Source organism: Paenibacillus nasutitermitis, assembly GCF_014641075.1.
In the GTDB taxonomy this organism is placed as follows: Bacteria; Bacillota; Bacilli; order Paenibacillales; family Paenibacillaceae; genus Paenibacillus_Z; species Paenibacillus_Z nasutitermitis.
Map to the genome: position 1 here is coordinate 69562 of NZ_BMHP01000011.1, position 24300 is coordinate 93861.

The 24300-nt window shown below is 46.0% G+C and carries 19 protein-coding genes; 14 read left to right on the forward strand and 5 right to left on the reverse strand.

What is annotated here, in order from left to right:
- Nucleotides 1–122: 122 nt before the first annotated feature.
- The 10 genes from IEY46_RS33355 to IEY46_RS33400 all read left to right on the forward strand — a co-directional run bounded on the left by IEY46_RS33355 (nucleotide 123) and on the right by IEY46_RS33400 (nucleotide 10412).
- On the forward strand, nucleotides 123–1541 hold the full coding sequence (locus IEY46_RS33355) for an ABC transporter substrate-binding protein (RefSeq protein WP_188999868.1): 1419 nt from the start codon (nucleotides 123–125) through the stop codon (nucleotides 1539–1541).
- 94 nt (nucleotides 1542–1635) lie between these two features.
- Nucleotides 1636–2541: a carbohydrate ABC transporter permease gene (locus tag IEY46_RS33360; protein WP_188999871.1), complete on the forward strand. Its 906-nt coding sequence runs from the start codon at nucleotides 1636–1638 to the stop codon at nucleotides 2539–2541.
- A gap of 33 nt (nucleotides 2542–2574) precedes the next feature.
- Entirely contained in the window at nucleotides 2575–3411 is an 837-nt protein-coding gene (locus IEY46_RS33365) for a carbohydrate ABC transporter permease (protein WP_188999874.1), read from the forward strand.
- 27 nt (nucleotides 3412–3438) lie between these two features.
- On the forward strand, nucleotides 3439–4569 hold the full coding sequence (locus tag IEY46_RS33370; protein ID WP_188999877.1) for a pyridoxal-phosphate dependent enzyme: 1131 nt from the start codon (nucleotides 3439–3441) through the stop codon (nucleotides 4567–4569).
- A 5-nt stretch (nucleotides 4570–4574) separates the two neighbouring features.
- A complete protein-coding gene (locus IEY46_RS33375) occupies nucleotides 4575–5309 on the forward strand; it encodes an MBL fold metallo-hydrolase (RefSeq protein ID WP_188999881.1) in 735 nt (244 codons plus the stop codon).
- Between the two features lie 23 nt (nucleotides 5310–5332).
- Nucleotides 5333–6619, forward strand: coding sequence for an aspartate aminotransferase family protein (locus IEY46_RS33380; RefSeq protein ID WP_188999884.1), 1287 nt, complete (start codon nucleotides 5333–5335; stop codon nucleotides 6617–6619).
- Between the two features lie 24 nt (nucleotides 6620–6643).
- On the forward strand, nucleotides 6644–7450 hold the full coding sequence (locus tag IEY46_RS33385; RefSeq protein ID WP_229750718.1) for an SDR family NAD(P)-dependent oxidoreductase: 807 nt from the start codon (nucleotides 6644–6646) through the stop codon (nucleotides 7448–7450).
- 31 nt (nucleotides 7451–7481) lie between these two features.
- Entirely contained in the window at nucleotides 7482–7889 is a 408-nt protein-coding gene (locus IEY46_RS33390; RefSeq protein WP_188999887.1) for a RidA family protein, read from the forward strand.
- Nucleotides 7889–9394 (forward strand): M81 family metallopeptidase, encoded by a 1506-nt coding sequence (locus tag IEY46_RS33395; protein WP_188999890.1) that lies wholly within the window; start codon nucleotides 7889–7891, stop codon nucleotides 9392–9394. Before IEY46_RS33390 ends, IEY46_RS33395 begins: the two co-directional genes overlap by 1 nt.
- Complete coding sequence (locus tag IEY46_RS33400; RefSeq protein WP_188999893.1) at nucleotides 9387–10412, forward strand: succinylglutamate desuccinylase/aspartoacylase family protein; 1026 nt, start codon at nucleotides 9387–9389, stop codon at nucleotides 10410–10412. Before IEY46_RS33395 ends, IEY46_RS33400 begins: the two co-directional genes overlap by 8 nt.
- Before the next feature lie 147 nt (nucleotides 10413–10559).
- On the opposite strand, the gene IEY46_RS33405 is transcribed toward IEY46_RS33400, so the two are convergent.
- Genes IEY46_RS33405 through IEY46_RS33420 form a run of 4 tightly spaced genes read right to left on the reverse strand, consistent with a single transcriptional unit; the run spans nucleotide 10560 to nucleotide 14783 of the window.
- On the reverse strand, nucleotides 10560–11912 hold the full coding sequence (locus IEY46_RS33405) for an ABC transporter substrate-binding protein (protein ID WP_188999896.1): 1353 nt from the start codon (nucleotides 11910–11912) through the stop codon (nucleotides 10560–10562).
- A 15-nt stretch (nucleotides 11913–11927) separates the two neighbouring features.
- Nucleotides 11928–13034: an efflux RND transporter periplasmic adaptor subunit gene (locus IEY46_RS33410; RefSeq protein ID WP_188999899.1), complete on the reverse strand. Its 1107-nt coding sequence runs from the start codon at nucleotides 13032–13034 to the stop codon at nucleotides 11928–11930.
- 10 nt (nucleotides 13035–13044) lie between these two features.
- The gene (locus IEY46_RS33415) at nucleotides 13045–13902 is read right to left on the reverse strand and encodes a carbohydrate ABC transporter permease (protein WP_188999902.1); all 858 of its coding nucleotides are present in this window, start codon (nucleotides 13900–13902) and stop codon (nucleotides 13045–13047) included.
- A 14-nt stretch (nucleotides 13903–13916) separates the two neighbouring features.
- A complete protein-coding gene (locus tag IEY46_RS33420; RefSeq protein ID WP_229750719.1) occupies nucleotides 13917–14783 on the reverse strand; it encodes a carbohydrate ABC transporter permease in 867 nt (288 codons plus the stop codon).
- 178 nt (nucleotides 14784–14961) lie between these two features.
- Between IEY46_RS33420 and IEY46_RS33425 the strand changes: the two genes are divergently transcribed.
- The 4 genes from IEY46_RS33425 (at nucleotide 14962) to IEY46_RS33440 (ending at nucleotide 21162) form a co-directional block, all read left to right on the forward strand.
- Nucleotides 14962–15651: a response regulator transcription factor gene (locus IEY46_RS33425; RefSeq protein ID WP_188999908.1), complete on the forward strand. Its 690-nt coding sequence runs from the start codon at nucleotides 14962–14964 to the stop codon at nucleotides 15649–15651.
- Nucleotides 15644–16792 (forward strand): sensor histidine kinase, encoded by a 1149-nt coding sequence (locus IEY46_RS33430; RefSeq protein WP_373288939.1) that lies wholly within the window; start codon nucleotides 15644–15646, stop codon nucleotides 16790–16792. The genes IEY46_RS33425 and IEY46_RS33430 overlap by 8 nt, the downstream gene beginning before the upstream one ends.
- A 496-nt stretch (nucleotides 16793–17288) precedes the next feature.
- Nucleotides 17289–20708 (forward strand): cadherin-like beta sandwich domain-containing protein, encoded by a 3420-nt coding sequence (locus IEY46_RS33435; protein WP_229750720.1) that lies wholly within the window; start codon nucleotides 17289–17291, stop codon nucleotides 20706–20708.
- A 91-nt stretch (nucleotides 20709–20799) separates the two neighbouring features.
- Complete coding sequence (locus IEY46_RS33440) at nucleotides 20800–21162, forward strand: hypothetical protein (RefSeq protein ID WP_188999917.1); 363 nt, start codon at nucleotides 20800–20802, stop codon at nucleotides 21160–21162.
- Between the two features lie 194 nt (nucleotides 21163–21356).
- Here IEY46_RS33440 and IEY46_RS33445 read toward each other — a convergent pair whose 3' ends face one another.
- Complete coding sequence (locus IEY46_RS33445) at nucleotides 21357–24284, reverse strand: lamin tail domain-containing protein (protein WP_188999921.1); 2928 nt, start codon at nucleotides 24282–24284, stop codon at nucleotides 21357–21359.
- Nucleotides 24285–24300: the final 16 nt, after the last annotated feature.

The window sequence follows — 24300 nt, forward strand, 5'->3', positions numbered from 1 at the left end:
TATAAAAAAATAGTTGTGATATCTTTTAGATGTTATCATCTATGACATTGCTTTTTCGTTGATAACGAGAAGCGGCATAGAAGCGCATCTTTTTTTTTATTATACCATTGGGGGGACTTGAAATGCATCATGGGACAAGCGGAAGTGGTAAATTGAAAGGTGAAAGTTTCAAACAGGTAACGCGAAGCAGCTCGAAAGCAAAAATGGTGTCAGGTTTCATTACATTGGCTTTACTCTGTACGACCATTTTGGGCTGTTCCAATAACGCCAATAACAACGCAGCAGGTTCTGGATCAAGTCCGGACGCTTCTGCTGAAGGCGCTAACAAGTACGATGGTGTTAAGCTTACGCACATCTCCATGTCGGGCTCCAATCGGCCGGAAGCCTACAAGGAATTTGCTAAAGCGTTCAAGGAAGAAACGGGTGCTGAAGTAGAGATTATAGATGCGCCGTGGGATCAATTACACGACAAAATTATTAACGATATTATTTCACAATCGGGATCTTACGATGTTATGGATGTGGATAGCGGATGGGATGGCGAGATGGCCAGTCAGTTCGAGTTATTGGATCCGTATATAGAAAAGAACAAGATGGACATGAGCGATCTGCTGCCCATTTTCGCTAAAGCAGTAGGTGTCAGCTCCATTACGAGCGGGAAACGTTATGGCTTGCCTGTAACGGGCTCGGGCATCGCGCTTTTCTACAACAAGGAAATTCTGGAGAAGCTTAACCTGCAGCCACCGGCTACATGGGATGACTTGCTCGCGATGCTTCCCAAGTTGAAAGAGGGCGGAGTGACCCCGTTCACTTCAGCGGGGGTTAACATCCAACTGCCGAAGATGTTCTACGCAGCCTATGCTCCTCAAGGTAAGCCGTTGTTCGATAAGGATTTCAATCCGCTATTTAACGGACCTGAGGGAATCGAAGCGATCAATCGGCTTAAGACGTTGTATTCCTATGCGCCCAAAGGATATCTATCCATGGATAACCCGGATGCGAATGTTCCTTTCATGAATGGTGAAGCTGCGATTCAGATCGCTTGGCCATTGTTCATTCTCAAGGAACTGGATGATCCGAATAAATCGAAGATTGTAGGTAAATGGGGTGTAACGGTTGCGCCAGGACCAGGTAACATCGCACCTTGGTATACCGCAATTTCCAAGCTGTCCAAAAACAAGGATGCAGCCTTCGAATGGATGCAGTTTATACAGTCCAGTGAGAATGCCAAGAAACTAATGCTGGATTATAACAACTACTCGGTATGGAATTCTATCTGGTCGGATGAAGAAGTCAAGTCGAAAGTACCAGCTGCTGAAGTTGTTAAAGAAGCCAATAACGCTTCCTTCTTCCCGACTTTCTTCCAGCATCCGAAGGGCATTGAATGGTTCTCAAATTCCGGAGGCTTCCTGTCGGCGGCTATCTTTGGCCAGACGACACCAGAAGCTGCGCTCAAGCAAATGGAAGACGACTGGAACAAGCTTAAAGCAAATTCAAAGATTCCTGAAGGGTTGATATACGAAGAACTGTCTGCTGAATAAATTTATATTTCTAAAAGCCTTCATCCTGTCCGCATAGAGATGGCCGGGATGAAGGTATCTCAATATCGATACCGACAAAGGCGGTCCAGATGATATGAACAACTTGAAGACCGACGCAAGAGATAGAATGACAGCATGGCTGTTCTTATTTCCAGGTTTATTAATCTTGCTGTTTAGCTATGTATATCCGCTCCTTTATTCGCTCAAATTGAGTTTCTCTTCCTGGGATATGCTGGATTTAAGTTCCAGCATGCAATGGAATGGATTTGGAAACTACGTAAGAGTACTCTCAGAGCCAAAGTTTTTAGATAGCTTGGTCCGTACCTTGTTATTTGCTGGTGGAGCGCTATTTCTGCAGATTTTCCTGGGAATGGTCACCGCACTTTGGGCGACAAACGAGAATTTGAGCTCCCGGTTCACCCGTATTGTTCGAGGTATGATACTTGCTCCGATGATTATTTCTCCCATTGTAGCAGGGATTCTGTGGAGAATTCTCTATAGCGTAGAGTATGGGCCCATCAATGCTGTTCTGGGCTGGTTCGGAATTGAGCAGCGGCTATGGATTGCGGATCAAGGTTCGGCTCTGTTCTCTGTGATGCTTGTAGAAGTGTGGGCGAATACATCGTTCGTGACGATTATTCTGGTCGGGGCGCTGCTATCTATGTCACACGAGCCTAATCAAGCGGCCCAAGTAGATGGAGCTAACACATGGCAGACGTTCTACCATGTCACGCTGCCACAGTTGAAGCCTGTGTTGATGATTGTTGCTTTACTGAGAATAATGGATCTTTTTAAGGGTTTTGATTTCATCTATTCCATGACCTATGGTGGCCCTGGAGACAGCACTGAGGTCCTTACGATGTTTATTTACAAACAAGGCATTAAATTTTTGGACATGACGGGAGCCGCGGCTTCATCCTGGGTGCTGATGATTTTGCTGATGCCGTTCTCCATCTATTTACTGCGTAAAACGCTTGCGTCGGATAGCCAGAATGGATAACTGGTGATTTCAACCGCAGAAAGAGGAATGCTCATGAAATCGATTCACAGGCGATTAACGAATATGTTCGGCTATGTCTATCTCAGCGTTGTCGTCATCATAGCCGTGTTTCCAATATACTGGTTGTTTCTAACTGCCTTTAAGCATGAGAAGGATTGGTCAACTAAACCTCCTGTTTTCTTTACGAGTAATCTTACACTTAAGCATTTCGAGAAGGTGTTCGCAGACCCTCAGGTGGTTCATGCCTTGTCCAATACCATTATCGTAGCCGTATCCGGTACTTTACTGGCGGTGTTATTCGGAGCGATGGCTGCTTATCCTCTAGCCAGAATTCATCTGGGCCGCTATGTGAATTCAACGCTTCTGACGGGGATATTACTGACGAGACTTTTTCCATTCGTAACGCTTGTATTTCCTTATTTCCTCATTATTCGGAACTTTCGGATGATGGACACATTAACGGCGTTAATTATTTCTGATGCGGCTATGTTCTTTCCTTTCGCCGTATGGATGATGGTTGGATTCTATCAAGGCATTCCAAGAGAGATGGAAGAAGCGGCGATGATCGATGGCTGCAGCATTTGGCAAAGGTTTAGGAAGATTGTGCTTCCGGTATCTATTAATGGTTTATCCGTAACGGCGATTCTCGTCTTTATGGCGGCATGGAACGAGTTTTTATATGCCGTGACGTTTAGTAATAATGAAGCGAAGACGCTGCCTGTAGTGATTGGTGGTTTTATCTCAGATAAAGGCATCGCATGGGGAGATATGACGGCAATCAGCGTTATTTCGATTGTGCCTGTGCTGCTTATCGTTCTACTTGCCCAGAAGCTGCTTGTTCGAGGTATCACGGTAGGCTCCGTGAAATAGCCGGTGCACAAATGGAGGACAACATTCATGAATGACGCACAACACATTACTGATCAACAGAGTGGAGAGAATGCAACCGGGATTTGGCGGTTTGCCAAGTGGCTTCCGGCTGTTCCTTCGAATCAGCGGATCACTTTGGGAGAAGGGAATACTCCGCTTGTCGCAAGCCGAAGTCTTGGAAAAGAGCTAGGCTTATCCGCTTTGCATTTCAAGCTTGAGGGAGCCAATCCGACGGGTTCCTATAAAGACCGCATTTCTGCGCTCGGTGTATCTTTGGCCTTGACCAAGGGGAAGGTTGGTTGTATCGGAACCTCGTCGGGTAATGCAGGGGCTTCCGCCGCCGCCTATGCCGCTCGGGCTGGCATTCCTTATTACTTATATGTATTGGAGAATATACTCCAGGCTAAGATGGTTCAGGCTGCTTTGCATAAAGCATCGATAACTCGAATTCAAGGATTCGGTGTCAGCGCGGAGATCGGGGACCGGGTATTCGAATGGATTGAAGAGCAAGCGAAGGAACGCAATCTCGAAACGATGATAACGGCGTACAAATATAATGCGAATGCGATGGAAGCCGTCAAGACGATTTCGTTCGAATTGGCACAGCAGCTGGCATTCTGTCCGGCGCCTGATGCGGTATTCATCCCTGTTGGAGGCGGTGGTTTGTACGCGGGTATCAGCAATGGATTCCGTCATCTTCGACAATTAGGGCGTATAGATTCGATTCCGCAATTGGCAGCGGTCCAGTCGGCGGGCTGCTCGAACATCGTTCGAGCTTGGACGAATGGCGAAGCCGTACCTGCACCGGGCGATTCTACTTCTATGATATCTGGATTGCAGGTGCCGAACCCGCCGGATGGAGAGAGGGTATTGGAGTCGCTGATCAGCAAGGAAGGTTTTGGAGTCTCTGTCAGTGATTCAGACGTGTGGTATTGGCAAGAGAGACTTGCCGCGCAAGAAGGGATCTGGTGCGAACCGGCCGCGGCGTTATCGCTGGCTGGCGTGGCGGAGGCTGTCAAGGATGGTCGTTTGAAGGCCGGCAGCTCAGCAGTGTGCATTTTAACAGGGGCAGGATATAAGGACGGGGAAAGAGCAGTCGCTATGGCTGGCGTGCAGGAAAATATACCTCTTGTCGATATTAATCGGTTGGAGAATTAAAAACGATGAAGATAACAGAACGTGTCTATTTGGTCGGAAGTGGCAAACTCGGAAGCGGCTTGACCGACGATTACGATTGTAATGTCTATCTGCTGGATGCCGGCGGTATCTATGTTCTAATAGACAGCGGTGCGGGTATTCGACCGGAAGCTATTCTTCAGGAGATCAGAAAAGATGGGCTGGATCCACAAAAAATCGAGACGATCGTCTTGACCCACGCCCATGCGGATCATTCCGGAGGCGCTGCGGCACTTAGCCGGATGACGGGTGCTTCGGTCGTCGGATCAAGTGCCACCGCAGCTTTGCTTCGGGACGTCGATGAAGTGGGAATCGGTCTAAAGGCTGCGCGGCAAGTGGGAATTTATCCGGCTGATTATCGGGTTGAGGCTATTGAAGCGATTCGGGAAGTGCGCATTGGAGAAATACTGATCCTTGGCGACTTAACGTTGGAGATTGTTCAAACACCAGGGCACAGCGCTGATTCCATCAGTTGCTACATTGAGGAGATTGGGACGATGTTCTGCGGAGACTTATTGTTCGAGGGCGGGCGGATCGCAATGCAGGTCGCTCCCGATTTCTCTTTGTATGAGTTGGCCCGAAGTGTGGAAATTCTATCAGGTTACGAGATTCATGCGTTAATGCCGGGACATTTGTCACCTTTGTTAGGCCAAGACGATATTACATTGCCGCAAGTATTAAAACAATTTCAGGCCTTGCAGATTCCATCAAATCTTGTGTGAAGTTTACTATGGGAGGACAGAAAATGAGGAGCTTGGAAAAGTCAGAGCAATTATTTCATTTATCCCAAGAGACGTTAGCCGGAGGCGTATCCAGCACCCTGCGAAACGTCATGAAGCCCGTCCCGCTCTATTTGGAGAAAGGGAAAGGCTCTCGGGTATGGGATGTGGATCAGAATGAATATATTGATTATATTATGGGCTATGGTCCTTTGATTCTAGGGCATTCGAACTCTGAATTGCTGGAAGAAGTTAGTCGGGCTACTTTGAACGGCCAGCAGTTCGGCATGCAGCATAAGGCTGAGATCGAGATGTCCCGCATGATCGTGAATCAAGTCCCGTGCGCGGAGAAGGTAGCTTTCAGCGGCTCCGGTACGGAAGCGGTCATGCTTGCTCTCCGTCTTGCGAGGGCATTTACAGGAAAACAGAAAATTGTCCGATTTGAAGGACATTATCATGGTTGGTACGACGGGATCTATACTTCTTTCCCTGCCACGGTATCCGGCGGGTCGGATTCGATCGCCGCTACTCAAGGGCAAAGCGAGCAGGCACTAAAGGATATTCTGATCGTTCCGTGGAATGATGCCCAGAAGCTGGAGGCCGTCATGAAGGAGCATGGGCATGAGATCGCAGCCATCATAACGGAACCTGTGCTTTGTAATTCTGGCTGCATCTACCCGGTGGAAGGGTATATGGAATTAATTCGCCGTTTGACGACCGAGCATCATGCTCTGTTTATATTGGATGAAGTCATAACCGGTTGCAGGGTGGCAGCAGGCGGTTCCCAGGAACGGCTGGGCATCCTGCCTGATTTGACAACAATGGGCAAAGCGATTGCGGGTGGTTATGCTCTTAGTTTAGTAGCTGGACGCCGTGATGTGATGGATTTGATATCGAGTGGGAAAGTCGCGCATCTTGGGACGTTGAATGGGAACATGGTTGCGCTATCGGCTGGAGTAGCCACACTGAATATCCTCAACCGCAACGATGGTGAAGTGTTCAAGCGAATGGAATCCGTTTCAGATGCCTTAGTTGAAGGTCTGGGAAAGCTGATGGATGCGAAGGGATTGCCCCATCTGATTAACCGTATTGGATCCGTATTCCATTTAATGTTTACCGAGCTGAAGGAAGTTCAGCAATATCCACAATTCCTGACAAGGGATGTAGCCCAGTATACTGCGTTTACGGAAGCCGCGCTGCAAGAAGGCGTCCTTCTTCGACCGAGTGGTTTATGGTATACGTCGGCTGCTCACTCGATGGAAGATGTGGAGGAAACACTTCGAAGGCTGGAGAAGGCAATCAACCGAATATAAGCGGATCGTACAGGGGGATACAGCATGATTACGGACACATTGAACATGTTTCAATTAACGGGGCAGGTCGCGATTGTCACCGGAGGCAGCGGTGTCTACGGAAGTCATATGTGCCTGGGTCTATGCGAGGCTGGTGCGACTGTCGTAGTTGGTGGACACGATGGCGCCGCTTGCGAGGAGACCGCTGCGGGCTTGCGTGAGAAAGGGTTCCAGGCGATCGGGCTTGGCGTTGATCTTAGTAATGAGGCCAGCATTATCGATTTTATTCGTCAGATCCTAACCCAGTGCGGTCGTATCGACATTCTGGTGAATGCAGCCATATCCCGATATGAGAATCGTAATCTCGAGAATATAACAAGCGATGGCTGGGATGCAACTGCACAGGTGAATGGACGGGGAACGATACTCATTACCCGCGAGGTCGTCAAGCAAATGCGGCAACAGGGACAAGGAAATATCATCAACGTTTCGTCGATTGTGGGAGTCGTCGCACCTCGTTTTCCAATGTATGAACTGGATGACCTGATTAGCGGAGTGGAATATACCTATAACAAGTTTGGGATGATGGGCCTAACGCAGTGGATGGCTGCTTATTATGGACGTTATAACATTCGAGTGAACTGCCTGAGTCCTGGCGGTAACAATCTGAAGGGGACCAAGGACGAAATTCGTTCAGAAGCGGTCGCAGATGAATATTTACGCCAGACTCCGATGGGGAGATTTGCCGATGAACGGGATCTGAAGGGCCCGGTTGTGTTTCTGGCATCGGAAGCGTCACGTTATATGACAGGGCAGAATTTAATTATAGATGGCGGTTATACGATTTGGTAAGGACATAACCATGCTGATTGGAGAGATTAACATGACAATTCGTAAAGAAATCATATCTGGAAAAGCATGTAAACCGGGAAGTCTGTATTCACAAGCCGTAGAGGTGGATGGATGGATCTATGTATCCGGTCAGGGTGCATTGGATATGGAGGGACATGTTATCCAAGGGCTTGATATGAAGGAACAGACGAAGATGGCTATGGATTATATTCAATTTATTCTTGAAGAAGCCGGGGCTACGATGGGCGATGTAGTCAAGATGAATGCGCATATTACGGATCACGCTATGTTTGGCGAATACAACGAAATTTACCGGCAATATTTTGAAGTGCCATTTCCTGCCCGGACAACCGTTGTTAGTGTTCTTGCGCCGGGAATGCTGGTGGAAATAGACGCTATAGCCAGGAAAAGAAGTCTCCCCGGTGGAGATCAAGGCTAATGAAAATCGGAATCGCGGGCTGCTTTCACGAGACGAATACATTCGCACCGGGAATAACCGGGTTACCTGCATTCCAGCGGGAATGGTATGAGGGAGATACCGCTTTTCGGCAGGCGTATGCAGGCACGAAGACGAGTATGGGTGCCGGTTTGGATGCCTCAGACATCTTGGGGATCGAAACGATCCCGCTATTTTATACCTATACAACGCCTTCCGCTATGGTTGAGGAAGAGGCGGTTGATGCGATTATTAATACCCTGATTCAGTCGGTTGCCTCCGAGGCAGAACAAATTGACGGTTTATTACTGATTGTTCACGGGGCAATGGTAAGCGAGTCGACCCCTGATGTAGAAGGACTTATTCTAAGAAGATTGCGTTCGATTCTTGGGAACAAGCCAATCGCCATGACGATCGATCTGCATGCCAACGTTAGCGAAGAAATGAACGAGCTGGCAGATTATATCGTCGGTTATGATACCTATCCGCATATTGATGCCTACGAACGAGGTCTGGAAGCTTGCGGTTTGCTGCATAAGCACATGGAGGGATGTATTACACCTGCACGTTATTTAGCGCGGCCGGGAGTGTTAATTGCACCAACATTAATGAATACAAATACGGCACCGATGTCCGAATTAATGGATCTGGCCTTTCGCCTGGAGAGAGAAGAAGGCGTTCTGAATGTGACGGTGGCAGGCGGGTTCGCTTATGCGGATGTACATTGTGCGGGATTCACCTTCGTCGTTACGACGGATAATGATTCGTCGCTTGCGAAGCGAATAGGGGATGAGCTTGCCGATTGGCTGCTCATGCATCAGGAGCAGTTCGCGCCTAAGTTAATTGATGCAAAAACAGTGATTGATCAGGCATCGTTGCAAGGGCGCTTTCCTACAGTTCTGGTCGAATCATCCGACAATGTCGGTGCTGGTTCTCCGGCAGATGCAACCCATGTTCTTCGAGCGCTGCTCGAACAGAAGCAGCACTCCTTCATGATTGTTATTTGCGATAGACAAGCGGTAGCGTGGGCAGACAACATTGGCGTTGGGCATTCTTTCTGCTGCTCTGTCGGAGGCAAGACAGATCAGGCTTACAACAAACCCCGCATGCATGGAGAGCCGGTAGAAATAGCCGGTACGATACGCTGCCTGTCGGATGGAAAGTATAAGCATAAAGGTCCTTATATGACAGGGATGGCGGCTGACATGGGTAGAACGGCGGTTATTGAATTAGACAGGGGTGATGGATCGCTCGTCGTTCTGACCGAGCAGCGAGTAGCGCCGTGGGATATTAATCATGTCCGCTGCCTGGGGATCGATCCAACGAAATTTGACTTTATCGTCGTAAAAGCAGCTGTCGCATGGCGGACTGCCTTCGGAGAGCTGGCTGCTCAGGCGATTGAGCTCGATACGCCTGGCTGTTGCAGCTCGAATCTGTCTCGTCTTCCTTATCGGAATATAGCAAGCGATACTGTCATGATTAGCGGGAAGGTGCCGGATAATGAATAATGAACACATTGAAGTCATTCAAATGGACATGGAAGACTTTGATCATGAGACCTTGCCTCTCGGAAGCAAAGCCTATTATCAGTTGAATTATGATTCCGGAATGGCTGAGCAAGGAATCCTCCCCGTATGCGTCATTCGTGGATATTCCAAAGGTCCGAGGCTGCTCGTTATGGCTGCTGTGCACGGGGACGAATATGAGGGGATCCTGGCATTAACGGAGCTCATTCCGCTTATGGGACCTGCTGACGTGCAGGGGGATCTGGTCGTAATTCCCGTTGTAAACGTGTCGGCCTATTACGGCGGAACACGTTGTTCACAGGCCGACGGCAAGAATCTGGCCCGCTCGTTCCCTGGTGATGCCGAAGGATTGTATACGGATCGTCTAGCTTGGCATATACGCAACACATTCATCGCGAAGGCTGACTTCATGCTGGATCTCCACAGTGGAGGAACGCATTATGCCATGCCCTTAATGGTTGGTTATGATAGCAGCCGGAATAGCCGGGCAAGTATCTTATCCCAAGCCGCTGCCGAATCCATTGGTGTGGAGGTCATCTGGGGACATGAATCTATTCCCCCAGGGAGAACCGTATCGGCGGCTTCTGAATTAAGCGTTCCTTGGCTCTACATGGAAGCGTACGGTGGACAGAGGATACGCCAGAACGAGCTGGAGGCGTTCCGAAATGCTGTTCTTCATCTCATGAATCATATGCATATGTTAAGTGAACCTATTCGCTGGGTGAAAGAGTCTGCCACGTCCGTCAGTCTGCGGCTCACAGGAGATGGCAACCTCGATCGTTCGGATGAGGCCAATTGCGAAGGGCTATTCGTTCCCGCAGTTCGACTGCTCGATGAAGTGCGGAAGGGGACGCTAATCGGAGTCATTTACGATTGGTTCGGCTGCCCGTTACAGGAGATCATAGCTCCTTCTGAAGGGATCGTCATGATGCTAAGAGAGGTTCCTTACACGAAGCCGGGTGATGGACTGTTCACGCTGGCGCTTCGGGAAAAGGACTAGAATCACCTAAGTTCTATGGTTAGTTAGTGAATCAGGGAATGGAGATAACCACAGTTCAATGGTGAACTGTGGTTATTTTGTCTGTCATTGAACAATCCCCGCTAACTTCCGAATCATCAAGAATGCATTTCACAAATCTAATTCTATTTACTCATTAATGTAAGTGTTGACTCGGTTTTGAATCAGTTTGCTGACATCTTCAACTGATTTCTGGCCGCTCATATAGGAATCGAATTCTTCAATCGCAATGGAAACGACCTTGAAATCACTAGTTAAATTCTTACTTGCTCCCTCTATGAGCTTATGCAATTCTTTAATTTTGCTTTCTACTGTATTAGCATCAACCTTCTGTCCAAGAAGTGTACCCGCTACTGCCTGCTGTTTGGTATCCTTGAGCTGTTTTTCTACAACTCCCTTATGCAATGCAAAGCCTGCTACCATTGGTGAAGATTGCATTTCTTCGGAAAGCATGAATTTAATAAAGTTCCAAGCTTCATCTTGAACCTTAGATTTGCTGTTTATGCCTAAAGTGAAATACGACTTAAATGGAGTTCCGCTATATTGTCCATTTACGGTTGGTCTTTGATATATATTTAACTTTTGATCAAGGACTTGAGACAGGCCTGTTGTTGGATCGAGAAGATTAGCATTGTTGAACAAAGTTTTGTCATAGTCGTACGTAAATTCGGCTTTAAGCACGCCTTCATCATACATCGATTTGATTTGCTTCATCATATCTCGAAACAGATCGGAATCAAAATTGGCTTGATCTTGATCAACGAGCTGATCATAGTTAGCCTCTATATATTCTGCTAACATTTGAATTGGGAATAGATTAACAAATGCCACATAATCCTCACCAGCTTGTTGCTTTAGCTTCTTCGAAATATTTTTAAACTCATCCCATGTCCATGTTTGATCATCAATTTTTATCTTAGCTTGCTCTAACAATTCTTTATTGCCAGTAAGCGCGTCAAGAACAAATGAGAATGGCATTGCATACAAACCATCTCCATTCTGGGAGTTTTTAAAGATATTCTGATAGTACTGATTTCGATCAAAGTCAGAATCCTTGTCCATCAGATCATAGAAATTAGTCAGCATGTTCTTGGCGACATATTTGTCCTTCGGCAAATCGTTCATGACGATGATGTCTGCACCTTTGCCAGACATCATCTGTGTGCTCACCGTTTGTACATATTTCTCAACATCGCCCTTTGATACTGCTTCGCCTGATTGAATCATTCCATCTCCCTGCGTTTGAGGTCTAGCTAGATACTCCTTAACTTCAATATGAATATCTGGACGAAGCTTGTTATATTGCTTAATCGCCTCCTCTAAATAAGGATGTACCGTCATGGTTGCGATCTCGATTGTTTTGCCTCCTTGACCTGACTCTTTATCGGATGATCCTCCTCCACCTGATCCCACGCTGCTACTAGAACATCCCGATAATACGACTATTATTGCTAATAAGGCCAATACCCATCTTTTATTCAAATTACTTCATTCCTCTCAATAAATTCGAATTCGATTACCTTCCTGCAGTGGTTCACTTGATTCAATAATGATCTCATCATCAGGACTTAAACCGCTCACAGCTACAACCTCATCCTCGGTTGAATCACCTGTTACAATATAAGCCTTACGTGCATTGAATGTATTGCCGAGTGAGCTTTTCTTCTCCTCAACTACATAGACATAGCTTCCTGTTGCATCTTTATGAACCCATTTCTTTGGCAACACATAACCTTTTTCATTTGAATCCTTCTTTATATCCAGACTTACTTGTTCACCGCCTTTAAGATCATCATCGGAGACGGAAACGACAACCTGATAACCGGATTCATCGGGTGAATCTTCACTATTTTCTGTAGTTGCAGCTTTAATCTCTTCAATTGTGCCGTTAACCACTTGATTGTCTTTCACCAATCGAACAGAGACCTTAGACCCAATCTCGAATAAAGCCGTATTCCCCGAATCGACAGTAAATAAAAATTCGAAGCCCTTGTCACGATCCATAAGTGTCAGAATAGTCCCGCCTTGTGAGGCACTCATGCTGTCCTCAGCTGCAATCTTTGTGATCTTGCCATCAAAAGGGGCAGTTAGCGTTTGCTTGTCCGCTTTATCTTTATGCAGCTTATTTAATTTCCTTTGTGCCAGTTCAAGATCCATCTTATCCAATTCAAAATCTCGCTTTGCTTTGACAATGGCTTGCCCATCACCGTCTCGCATCGCATTCACTAAGTTCTCCTTCAACACCTCCCGATTCATATTTTGCTTTTTCAGCGCCATTTCCTCTTGGTATAGCTGCTCATCCAGTTCAGAGCTGTCGAATGTCACGAGCTTTTGGCCCTTCTTAACCTCATCATTCTCTTTTACATGAAGCTTCAAAATTTTAGAGCCGCTCTCATTCACCAGATCCACCTGCTTTCGAGGCGTTAAGACTCCACTCCCGTTAACTTGATGAACTAATGATTTAGAAGCAAGCTTCTCTGTAATCACTTTGGGCAGCATCATCGTTTCGATTGTGCTGCTAAAAAAAGTCAGGCCAGCCAATATCGCAAAGAACAATACAAACAAAACAGCCGTTATACGTTGTCGCCTGGATATACTTGTCATCTCCTTCCATCTATCCTTTAATTCCAGAAAGCTCTATACCCTCAATAAAATACCGTTCCGCAAGAAGAAACAACAGAATCATGGGCATCATATACAAAACCGCAGCAGCAAAGGATACCCCAAACGCATCTTCCTGCAAGCGAGATAGAAAAATGGACAAGGGCTGCAAAGCGGCATCCTGCAGAAAGATCAGCGGCTGCTCCACCATATTCCAGTAATCTGCAAACAGCAGAACAACAAGCGCTGCCATACCAGGTTTCACCATAGGCAGGACGATCGCGATAAAGGAACGGAAATAGCCTGCTCCGTCCATTTTCGCAGCTTCCATATAAGCAGTTGGGATCTGGAGCATAAATTGTCTGAGCAGGAACACACCAAACGCTGCAAATATTCCTGGTAAAATAATGGAGCTCGGACTATTAATAAGCCCCAATCGATCAGACATAATGTAATTCGGTACAAGTGTGACCTGAAACGGCATCAGCATCGTTATCAAATACACAATGAATAACGGCCCTCTACCCGGAAATCGCAGTTTGGCAAATGCAAATGCCGCTAATGTTGCCACCATGACCTGTCCTATAATAATTGGAACCACCATAAATACGGAATTCCAAAACATACGAAGAAATTGCGAGGTTGAAATAAGCACCTTAAAAAATTGCTCGAACGAAACCCAATCTGGAATCAGCTTCAAATTCGCAAAATCATTGATTTGAGTGCTACCTAACATGCCGTAATTCAGCATAATTTCCTTCTCCGTCATCAAGGAGCTTACGATTGTCAGTACAACAGGAAACAACATGACAAGTGCTATTACGGTTAAGAAGATAGTGAGTAGCAGTGTTCTTATCTGTTTCTGTTTCATCTACACACCTTCCCTTACTCCATAAACGAACGGAACTTTTGTTCAACCCGGAATAGTATGAGCACAATGACTAGAATGCAGAGCACCATCAAGCATGCTGCAGCCGACAGCTTCTGAATATCGAGCGATAGGAACATATTGTTCATATAGTGCTGAAGCATATAGATGCTGTCATGTGGATAGTCACCTGCAACTAAATAGATTTCCCGAAATACCTTGAATGAGTTCAGAATCGACATCAATATAACTAAAAATCCTGTCGGTATTAAATAAATCAAGGTGATCTGGAGCTTGCGAGTCCAGCTTGCTCCTTCCAGGTCTGCTATCTCATAATATTGATCAGGGATATTTTGTAACCCGGCTAAGAACAGGATCACGTTATAGCCCATGTTTTTCCATACATAGATAAATATAATGACTCCTTGTGCCCAATCTGATTTCATCCAATCAATCCGATCGATACCAAGCCACTCCAATACATAATTGAAAAAACCATTCCAATCAAATAAAATCTGCCATACGAGCACAATTGAAGCTACTGGAACAACCAGCGGCAGCACATAAGAGGTGCGCAGCCAGTTTCGAAAGAAGACTCGTTTATTAAGCAGCATAGCAAGAGAAAGGGACAATGCAATAAGAATGGGAACGCCAATAATAGTAAACCAGAATGTATTCCCCATTGCTTTTTGAAAGGATGAACTGGCTAACAGGCTCTGATAATTGGCAAGCGAGAACCCTGCTTCCTCGCTCGGATTCTCAAAAGAAAATGCAATACTTTGACCAAACGGAATTAAATAAAATAAGGCAAAACCTATTAAGCTCGGAGCAAGGAAACAGAAAGCCGCAAGAACCTCCTTACGATCCAATATTGATATTCTCACAGCATCCCCATCCATTTTCGGTTTTTAAAATATACATGGTTGTTCCTCCTAAACTTGATGCAACCATCGTATAACAAACGATGTTAAATCCCTGTTAAGTGATTTTTTATTTTTCATCAAATGCTTAACATAGATTTAACCTATTCTTAGGTACAATAGTAAAAGAGGTGATTCACATATGAGGATACTTATTGTAGAGGACGAGCTTGATTTGCAAGAAGCAATTGCAGATGGGCTTAAAATAGAGGGTTATGCCGTTGATATTTGTGACAACGGTGAAGCTGCTTATGAGCTTTTATTTGAAGTAAATTACGACTTGGTTGTACTTGACTTAAACCTCCCGAAAATGGATGGGCTCGAGGTTTTAGGAAAGATACGAGATGAAAAGCCGGAATTAAAGGTACTCATTCTCAGTGCAAGAAGTAGTGTTAATGACAAAGTAAAAGGGTTAGACATAGGTGCAAATGATTATTTGGCGAAGCCATTTGATTTTCCGGAGTTGGAAGCAAGAATACGAAATTTGTTAAGGCGCAAGTTTGTACAAGAAAGTGCTGTGCATTTCTGCGGTGCAATTAAAGTGGATTTATCAAAGCGTATTGCATTTGTTCATGAGGATGAAATATCACTTACAAAAAAAGAATTTGCATTGCTTGAATATTTCCTGCTTAACAAGGATAGAGTGATTAGCCAGGAAGAATTGATTGAACATGTGTGGGATCAAAATGCGGATAGCTTTAGTGGTGCTATTCGTGTTCATGTTGCAACTCTCCGAAAGAAACTAAAAGCTGTTTTAAACTACGACCCTATTGGGACGAAAATCGGTGAGGGATACTTTTTATCAGATAAGGCTGGTGATGCTAATGCTTAAAAAAATGCCAATTCGATTGCGGCTTACGGTTATGACCGTTGCACTTTTGACTATTTGTTGTGTAGGTCTTACCGTGATCCTTAATTTTTCTGCGGATACTATGGCTGAAAGGATTGATGCAGCTGTGTTATCACCGGCAAAAGAAATCGGGGATGATGGATGGGGGGATGGCAACGCACAATCACCGTCAAGCAGCATAATCACTCCCGTTCCATCTGTTGATTCCCAACAAGCAAGAATGGATTTTAGAATGAAAAGCATCATTTATATGATTTTTGTTATTGTTGGCGGCGGATTTTTAACCTACTATATTTCGGGCAAGGCATTAAAACCTCTTCATACACTAAATGGTCAAGTAAAGAACATAAATGTGCATAATCTATCTGAAACATTATCTGTACCGCCCACAAAGGATGAAATTGCAGAGCTTACTGTAACATTCAACGAAATGACGGATACGTTGGATAATGCTTTTATGATGCAAGGAAGGTTTTCTGCAAGTGCCGCCCACGAGCTTAGAACACCTCTGGCTGTGTTACAAACAAAGGTTGATGTATTTAAGAAGAAAAAAGAGCATACAAACGAGGAATATGATGCTCTTATTTCCGTTATTGAAAAGCAAACCCATCGCTTGAGAGGACTCGTCGGCAACCTGTTAGAAATGACGAATATGAACGATAACGGAGAGCAAAGCAGCATTTGCATAAAGGATATTTTTGAGGATATTATTTCTGAGCTTTCTCACATAGCTAAAGACAAACAAGTTACGATGTTCTTAGATTGTGATAATAGCATTGTTACTGGTAACACCGATTTATTGTATCGTGCGTTTTACAACCTCATGGAAAACGCAATAAAGTACAATGTTGACGGCGGGAACGTGGAGGTCCATGTATACAGATTAAGTAAAGAACAGGTTTCGATCAAAATTAAAGATACAGGCATCGGTATTCCCGATAATAACAAAAAGAATATATTTGAGCCTTTTTATCGCGTTGACAAATCACGCTCCCGCCAAGTCGCTGGTGCGGGCTTAGGGCTATCGATTGTTGACAGTATTATCAAAAAGCATAAGGGTACACTTACGGTTACTGATAATGAAAATGGCGGATCTTGCTTTAATGTAATCTTAACTATATAGCCACTCGTTCCACAGGTTTCCTAAAGATTGGCCGATTGTGTGATAGGGTGATGCGTTATTTGCCCAAGCTGAGCACAAGCTTTTCAAATCCATCGCCTCCACCATGTTAATCCACAACCGCATGAGGTTGTGGATTTTTGCATTTCTTCGACCTTTAACCTGGCTCCACTGATTTTCCTGCACTATGTTATTTGAGCGTGATGCGATGAAGGAGAGAAATGGCCATAGATCTGGAAATATATTTGAGGTGATGTACGTTTAATTATTTGCAGAATGTAATCAGGGTTACAGATTAACCACCTTAAATAAATGTACAATAGTGGAGGATAACATTCTGGGATGTTATAGGACGAGGATCTGATTTAGCGTAGCTAAGATGGCGCCATGTATGAATTTGGACGTGTTATCGACGGGAAGCGGTCAGTAAATTTTAGAAGTTGACCATGAAGCGATTACGATTTCCGACAACTTCTCTATACGAAAGGACGGAAGAACGGTGACAAGCTTGAGTAGGAAATTTGTGGTAATCGTTTTGATTATTCTTGTATCAATAGGCACGATTCCGGGGAAGTTCGGCGCAAGGATTGGCGGCATATCGGCTGTAGCAGCGGCTACAAACATACTCAGTCAAGATGGGATCGGATTTAGGGGCTCCATTCCTGAAAATGAAGTGGCGGGGACCACTTTTACGGGATACCAGGCCTGGCCCAGCGGATTTACCAGAGGCTCTTCTGCCTTTATTGGCGGCGTCTATGACGGCACGAGTATATGGATGATACCTTACAATGCCGACCGATTGGTCAAGGTCAATCCGTCCACAGGGGAGATGACGGGATATAGTAATTGGCCCGCCGGCTTTACTAAGGGGAGCAATGCATTTGCCGGAGGCGTCTATGACGGAACGAACATATGGCTAATTCCATATAGCGCAAGTCACATCATTAAAGTTAATGCGACTACAGGTGTAATGACGGGGTATAGCAGCTGGCCAGGTGGATCGAGAGGCAGCGAGCAATCCATTGGAGGTGCTTTTGATGGTACCCACATATGGCTTGCCCCCTATTCTGGCAGTCGCTTAATAAAGGTTGATGCAACGAGCGGAGCAATGACCAGTTATAATAGTTGGCCAAGCGGGACAAGCCTTGGAAGCTATCCATTTTATGGTTCGATATTTGATGGTACTAGTATTTGGCTCATTCCAAATAATGCCGATCGACTAATCAAGGTTGATCCTGAAACAGGAGAAATGACGGGGTACAACAATTGGCCAAGCGGGTTTACCAAAAGTGCAAATGCATTTTCGGGAGGCGTCTTTGATGGAACAAATATATGGATGTTGCCTCATAATGCTACTCATCTAGTTAAATTTAATACGGCAACCGGAGATATGACCGGATACAACGGATGGCCTAGCGGATTTACCAAAGGGAGCGGTAGCTTCACTGGCGGCGTGTATGATGGTACTAGTATTTGGCTCATTCCGAACAATGCCGATCGTCTGATCAAGGTTGATTCGACAACAGGTGAAATGACGGGATACAACAATTGGCCAAGTGGGTTTGCGAAACAAAATAGTGCGTTCATGGGCGGCGTGTATGACGGAGAAAATGTTTGGATGATTCCGTTTATGGCCGACCGTCTGATGAAGTTTGGGGATAGCTCCGATTTGAGCGGGCTGACGCTCAGTAAAGGTGCTTTATCGCCGACATTCAGCGCGTCGACAACGAGCTACACGGCAGGCGTCGGCAACGAAGTGACGAGCATAGACGTCACGCCAACGACAGCGGACGTTGAGGCAACGGTGACGGTGAACGGGTTGTCCGTCCCGAGCGGACAAGCCCAAGTGGCGGCACTGAACGTTGGCGACAACACGGTTACGGTGATGGTTACATCGGGCAACGGCCATACGAAAACGTATACCGTCACGGTGACGCGGGCAGCGTCAACGAACGCCGACCTGATCGGACTGACGCTCAGTGCCGGTACATTATCGCCAGCATTCAACGCGTCGACAACGAGCTATACGGCAAGCGTCGGCAATGAAATGACGAGTATAGATGTCACGCCAACGACAGCGGATGCCGATGCCACGATTACCGTGAATGGCTTGGCCGTGGCGGGCGGGCAGGGAAAAGCAATGGCCCTGGACGTTGGTGACAACACGATTACGGTAATGGTCACATCAGGTAATGGTGATACGAAAACGTATGCCGTCACGGTGACGCGGTTGGCATCAACGAACGCCGATTTGAGCGGACTGACGCTGAGTGCGGGCACACTATCGCCGGCATTCGATGCGTCAACGACGAGCTACACGGCAACCGTCGGCAGCGACGTGACGAGCCTTGACATCACGCCGACGGCGGCGGACGCCGAAGCCGCAATTGCGGTGAACGGTTCGGCCGCCGCGAGCGGGCAAGCAAAAGCATCGGCGCTGAACGTTGGTGACAACGCAATTACGGTTCAGGTCACCGCGAAAGACGGCAGTACGAATAAAAGCTACACCGTCACGGTAACACGGGCGAACAGCGCCGATAACGGAAATAACGGAAATAACGGAAATAACGGGAATAATGGTAACACCGGTAATACCGGCAATAACGGGAATAACAGCAATAACAGCAACAACGGTGAGACGCAGGGCATAATCGATACGGACATGGACACGTCTACGACCATCTGGATCAATGGCAAAGCGGTGAACGTTGGAACGATAACAACTTCACAAAGGAATGAACAAACGGTCACAACCGTAACCATCGATCCGAACAAGCTCGTTGAGATGCTGAAGCTGGGAGGAGAACGCCCCGTTGTGACGATCTCGGCCAACAACCGTACCGATGCTTTAATAGCTGAGTTAAACGGACAAATGATTAAAGTGTTGGAAGAAAGCCATGCCGATCTGGAAATCAAGCTGGATAATGCCAGCTATAGAATTCCGGCTCAACAAATCAATATCGATGCCATTTTGCGACAAATGGGGACGTCGATAGATCTTAAAGACATTATCATTCAGATAGAAATAGCCTCATCCACTATGGAGAACGTCAAGTTCGTCGAAGATGCGGCGCGAAATTCGAACGTCACCCTTATCGTTCCGCCGCTTGATTTTACCGTGAGAGCCATCTATGGCAATCAACAGGTGGAAGTAGCGGAGTTTAATGCTTTTATTGAACGTTCGATCACTATACCGGATAATATCGATCCGAACCGAATGACGACAGGCGTAGTTATCGATCCGAATGGAACGATTCGTCATGTGCCTACCAAGCTGATTCAACAAGAGGGCAAATATTCCGCGGTTATCAGCAGCTTAACGAACAGCACTTATTCGATCATAGGGAGTCATGTGGAATTTAGTGATGTCGCCCATCATTGGGGCAAGCAAGCGATTAACGATATGGGCTCACGGTTGGTCTTGCGAGGCACGGGAGAGGGTCTCTTCAGCCCTGACCGACCGATTACTCGTGCCGAATTTGCGGCAGTTATCGTACGCGGGCTGGGTTTAAAGCTGGAAAGCGGCACCATAGGCTTTGCGGATGTGCAAGCTTCGGATTGGTACAGTGACGCCGTTCGGACTGCGAGACAGTATCAATTCATCACTGGATTCGAAGACGGCAGCTTCCGGCCGACGGAGATGATTACACGCGAGCAAGCCATGACGGTCATTTCCAAGGCGATGACGCTTACCGGACTAAAAGATCAGCTGCCCATTCAAGAAGCGGCCGTAACGCTTCGGCCATTTTCGGATGGCGGGCAGGTAGCCGCGTGGGCGCAAAACGACGTGGCGGCTTGCATTCTGGCGGGAATCATCACAGGCAGAAGCGATGCTGCTCTTGCGGTGAAGGAAAGCATCACAAGAGCGGAAGTAACAATCATGCTGCAGCAATTGTTGAAGAAGTCTAATCTGATTTAAAGGGTGAAGCAGCATGTGTCCACGCGAAGGGTAAGTATGACCTGAAGCATTTGTGTAGTAAATAAACCTGTAAATTGGCTGGTGAATCTGAATGAGTGAAAAATTTTGGTTAGCGGTACAGTACCCACTAAAGAGTGCAAAAGGCAGCCAACGTGACCATTGGTTAAGAGACAAAGTAATGGAATACTTGGAGATATCTCTAACAGATGCTAACTTAGGCTATGTGGATGGCTTTGATATGGGGAAATGCATTTCCGATCCGAATAAATATGCTCTTCATGTATTTTGTGTCATTACGGAAGAAGAACGGAGTATAGCCTTGGTAAAAAGAGTTTTAAGAGAAAGCAGGCTTGATTACACTCGAATAAAAATAGCTACAATGCCCTATGGAAAAGAAGAAACCTATACTTTGAAATATGCCTATAAAAAAGGTGTTACCGATTTTTCGCTATAGCATGGTTTATTTGTATTTATAAATTGCAGATATACCCGTAGAAAGCCGTGTGGCGTGATCTTCGGACAGGGGTTCGACTCCTCTCAGCTCCACCAAGAGAAACCCGACCGCGTGAGGTCGGGTTTTTGCTTTGGAAATGATCTTGATAAAAAGAGCTCGCCTCGGTGTTCACTAATCTCCTTATGCTTTTGATCTTACCAAGCCGGTACCTGCTCGCTGGAAACCGATCCCGGCGTTCCGAGGGTGTTGCTGGCAGATTTGCGCAATTTAATGCTACCATCTAGTGGGTAAAGATATCGAATCCCATCGTTTTCATTAATATCGCTTGGCAAGTAGGAAGCGGTACTGATTGGATTCCCGTTTGCATCCGCTATAGATATGGTTCGTTCGAACGAGTTAGACATACCGTTATCGTTGTACTGGTATACCTGCGAGGCCGTTAAAGCGGTTCCGTAATTCTGATTAAAATCGTCCAGAGTCGCGCTCACGCTTGGTTGATGAACCCAGATTACAAAAGTGCCTTTTGCTGGAATCGTTTTGTTGGAAGTGATCTCCCAATTCCATTGTGAGGAATCTGTCTGGTAGATAACGTTATAACCTTTCAAATTGATCGGCGAATCGGTTGTGTTATACAACTCGATAAATTCGAAAGCATCCGGTGTACCGGAAGTGCCATCCGCTTTCAAAGAATCGGGTGTTATTTCGGTAATCAATAGTTTCGGTACCGTCTCCACGCGCCAGATGTTATCGGTAGGGTATTTACCGTCAGCTTTAAACCTGGATGTGCCCGATTCGAATACAATTCCCAAACTATGGCCTGATGTCGTAATTCCCTCAGCCAAAGGTGGTGCATTCAACACTGCGGTTTGGGTGTTGCTATCCAAAAACCAGACCGGCACGGAACTGCTATTGACGGTGACATGGGTATCGGGGGGATTGGACAAAAAATCAGTATAAGAATAGATAGTGGAATCTGTGTATCTTCCTCCATTCACTCGGGTTAAAACGATGCGTTGATCCGAAACAATGGCAGCCCCCTGGATGTTGTCTATAGTCGAAAGAATGTAATCGGGTGTTACCGGAGTATTCTCGTCCACCAATTTCCCCGAAGGGATCCGATCGGTTTGGGGATCCAAAATAAACCCAGTCATCCAGGCAGATTGAACTGTTCCATCCGTTGCCGTTAACGTATGGGATGCATTTGTCGGATATTCGGTGCCGCTATGAAATTCACCCGACCACAACACTCCATTATTATAAGTAGCAAAGGAGGATCTTGTGCCGGTGGCAAATTTGTCTTGGATATGGATATGCGAGCCGTCGGAAGCGTTAATAATCTCCTGAAGAGGTATCCGATACAAGTAGCCGTCTGAAGAAATCCATACATTTGACGTGCTCACGGTCACACCACCGGCATGGCCGGGGTAGGGTCTGCCATCTGAGAAATAGATGGACATAGCTTTAACCATTTGCCCGGTGGAAGCATTTACTACTGACAACATACTGGGTTTCCCATCTTGACGGTAGGCGGATATTAAATACCAGTTTTCCGAGGATACATAACCGATTCCTTGCGGAACAAAATTTTGGGCTAAACCCGGTATATAACCGGCCGGGGTTGCTTCGTTGAACCAACGGCCATATTCTGGGAAACTGCCTGTCTGCGGGGGAACGTACGACTCTTGGGTAATGCTTTCTAATTTCGGCGCGCAGGTAACGATATCGGATTTTAGAGACTCTTGCTCTGAGGAGTCCACCGATGAAACCTGAAAAGCATAAGTCATGTCATCTTCCAACCCGGATACACTGGCAATGTGTTGGTTGGAGGGGACCGACGAGTGGTATACGCCGTTCACATAAATAAGATAGGAAGTAATCCCCGCCCCGGTTATTGGGGTCCATGACAAAGTAACCTGATTTGTGCCGGGGGACGATTGTAACCCAGTCGGAACATGCTGAACCACCGGTAACTGACCGTTAACTAACGAACCTGGCGTACCCAACGAACTGTTATTTGTTTTTCTCATGATGTTACTTCCGTCGTTGGGAAATCGATAAACAATTCCTTTGTTTTCGTGTACATCGGCCGGCACATAACTAGCAGTGCTAATTGCCATGCCGCTAGAATTGGCTATGGAGATTGTTCTCGCACTCTCATTGGCCAACCCGTCGTCATAAATCATATATACTTGAGACGAAGTTAAGGTAGTGCCATAGTTCTGGTTAAAGTCGCTTAATGTTGCGGTGCCGTTTACTTCATGAATCCAAATAACCATTGTACTTTTGGCAGCGATCGTTTTGTTTGCCGAAATGGGCCAAGATTCTTGCGAATTTTCCTTTTGATAAACGATTTTATGGTTTTGCAAAAGGATTGGAAAATCCGTTGTGTTATATAACTCAATGTATTCAAAGGCATCCGGTGTACCCGAAGTTCCGTCAACTTTTAATGAGTTAGGAGTGATTTCGGTAATCATTAAGGGTGGTAATAAAGGCGGAACTTGTTGTTCTTCAACAACTCCGGGGGATGCATTCGTGTTATTCGATATTTTCCGCATAACGCTTCCGCCGTCGAGGGGAAATGCATACATAATTCCTTTGTTTTCATGGACGTCGGTTGCTGTATAGCCGGCAGAGCTAAGGATCGTGTGGTTCGGATTGGCTATGAACAATGTCCGATTTTGAGTATTTGACATCCCGTCATCGATATAACGGAAAATCTGGGATGGTGATAATGAGACTCCGAAATTGCGATTGAAGTCCGCTAAATTAGCGCTAGCTACGGAACTGATCCAAACCACTAGCGTGGCTTTTGGCTGTATGATCATATCGGCGTTAATCTGGTGGGTTTCTTGGTTCGAGTCCCATTGATAGATAACTTCGTAATTCTTGAGGTTTATTGCCACGTTTGTCGAATTATAGAGTTCAATAAATTCGAATGCGTCCGGTGTACCGGAAGTTGTATTCAGTGTTCGTGTATCCGGTGTAATCTCGGTGATCATGATATCGGGAACGGATATGGATGCCGCATAGGCTTTTCTATTTCCGCTACCCGGAAACAGAAGCAGACCTTGTAAAACAAGCAATGCACTGACAAACAAGATTGTTGTTTTCAAGATTTTCATGCTAATCACCTTTTTC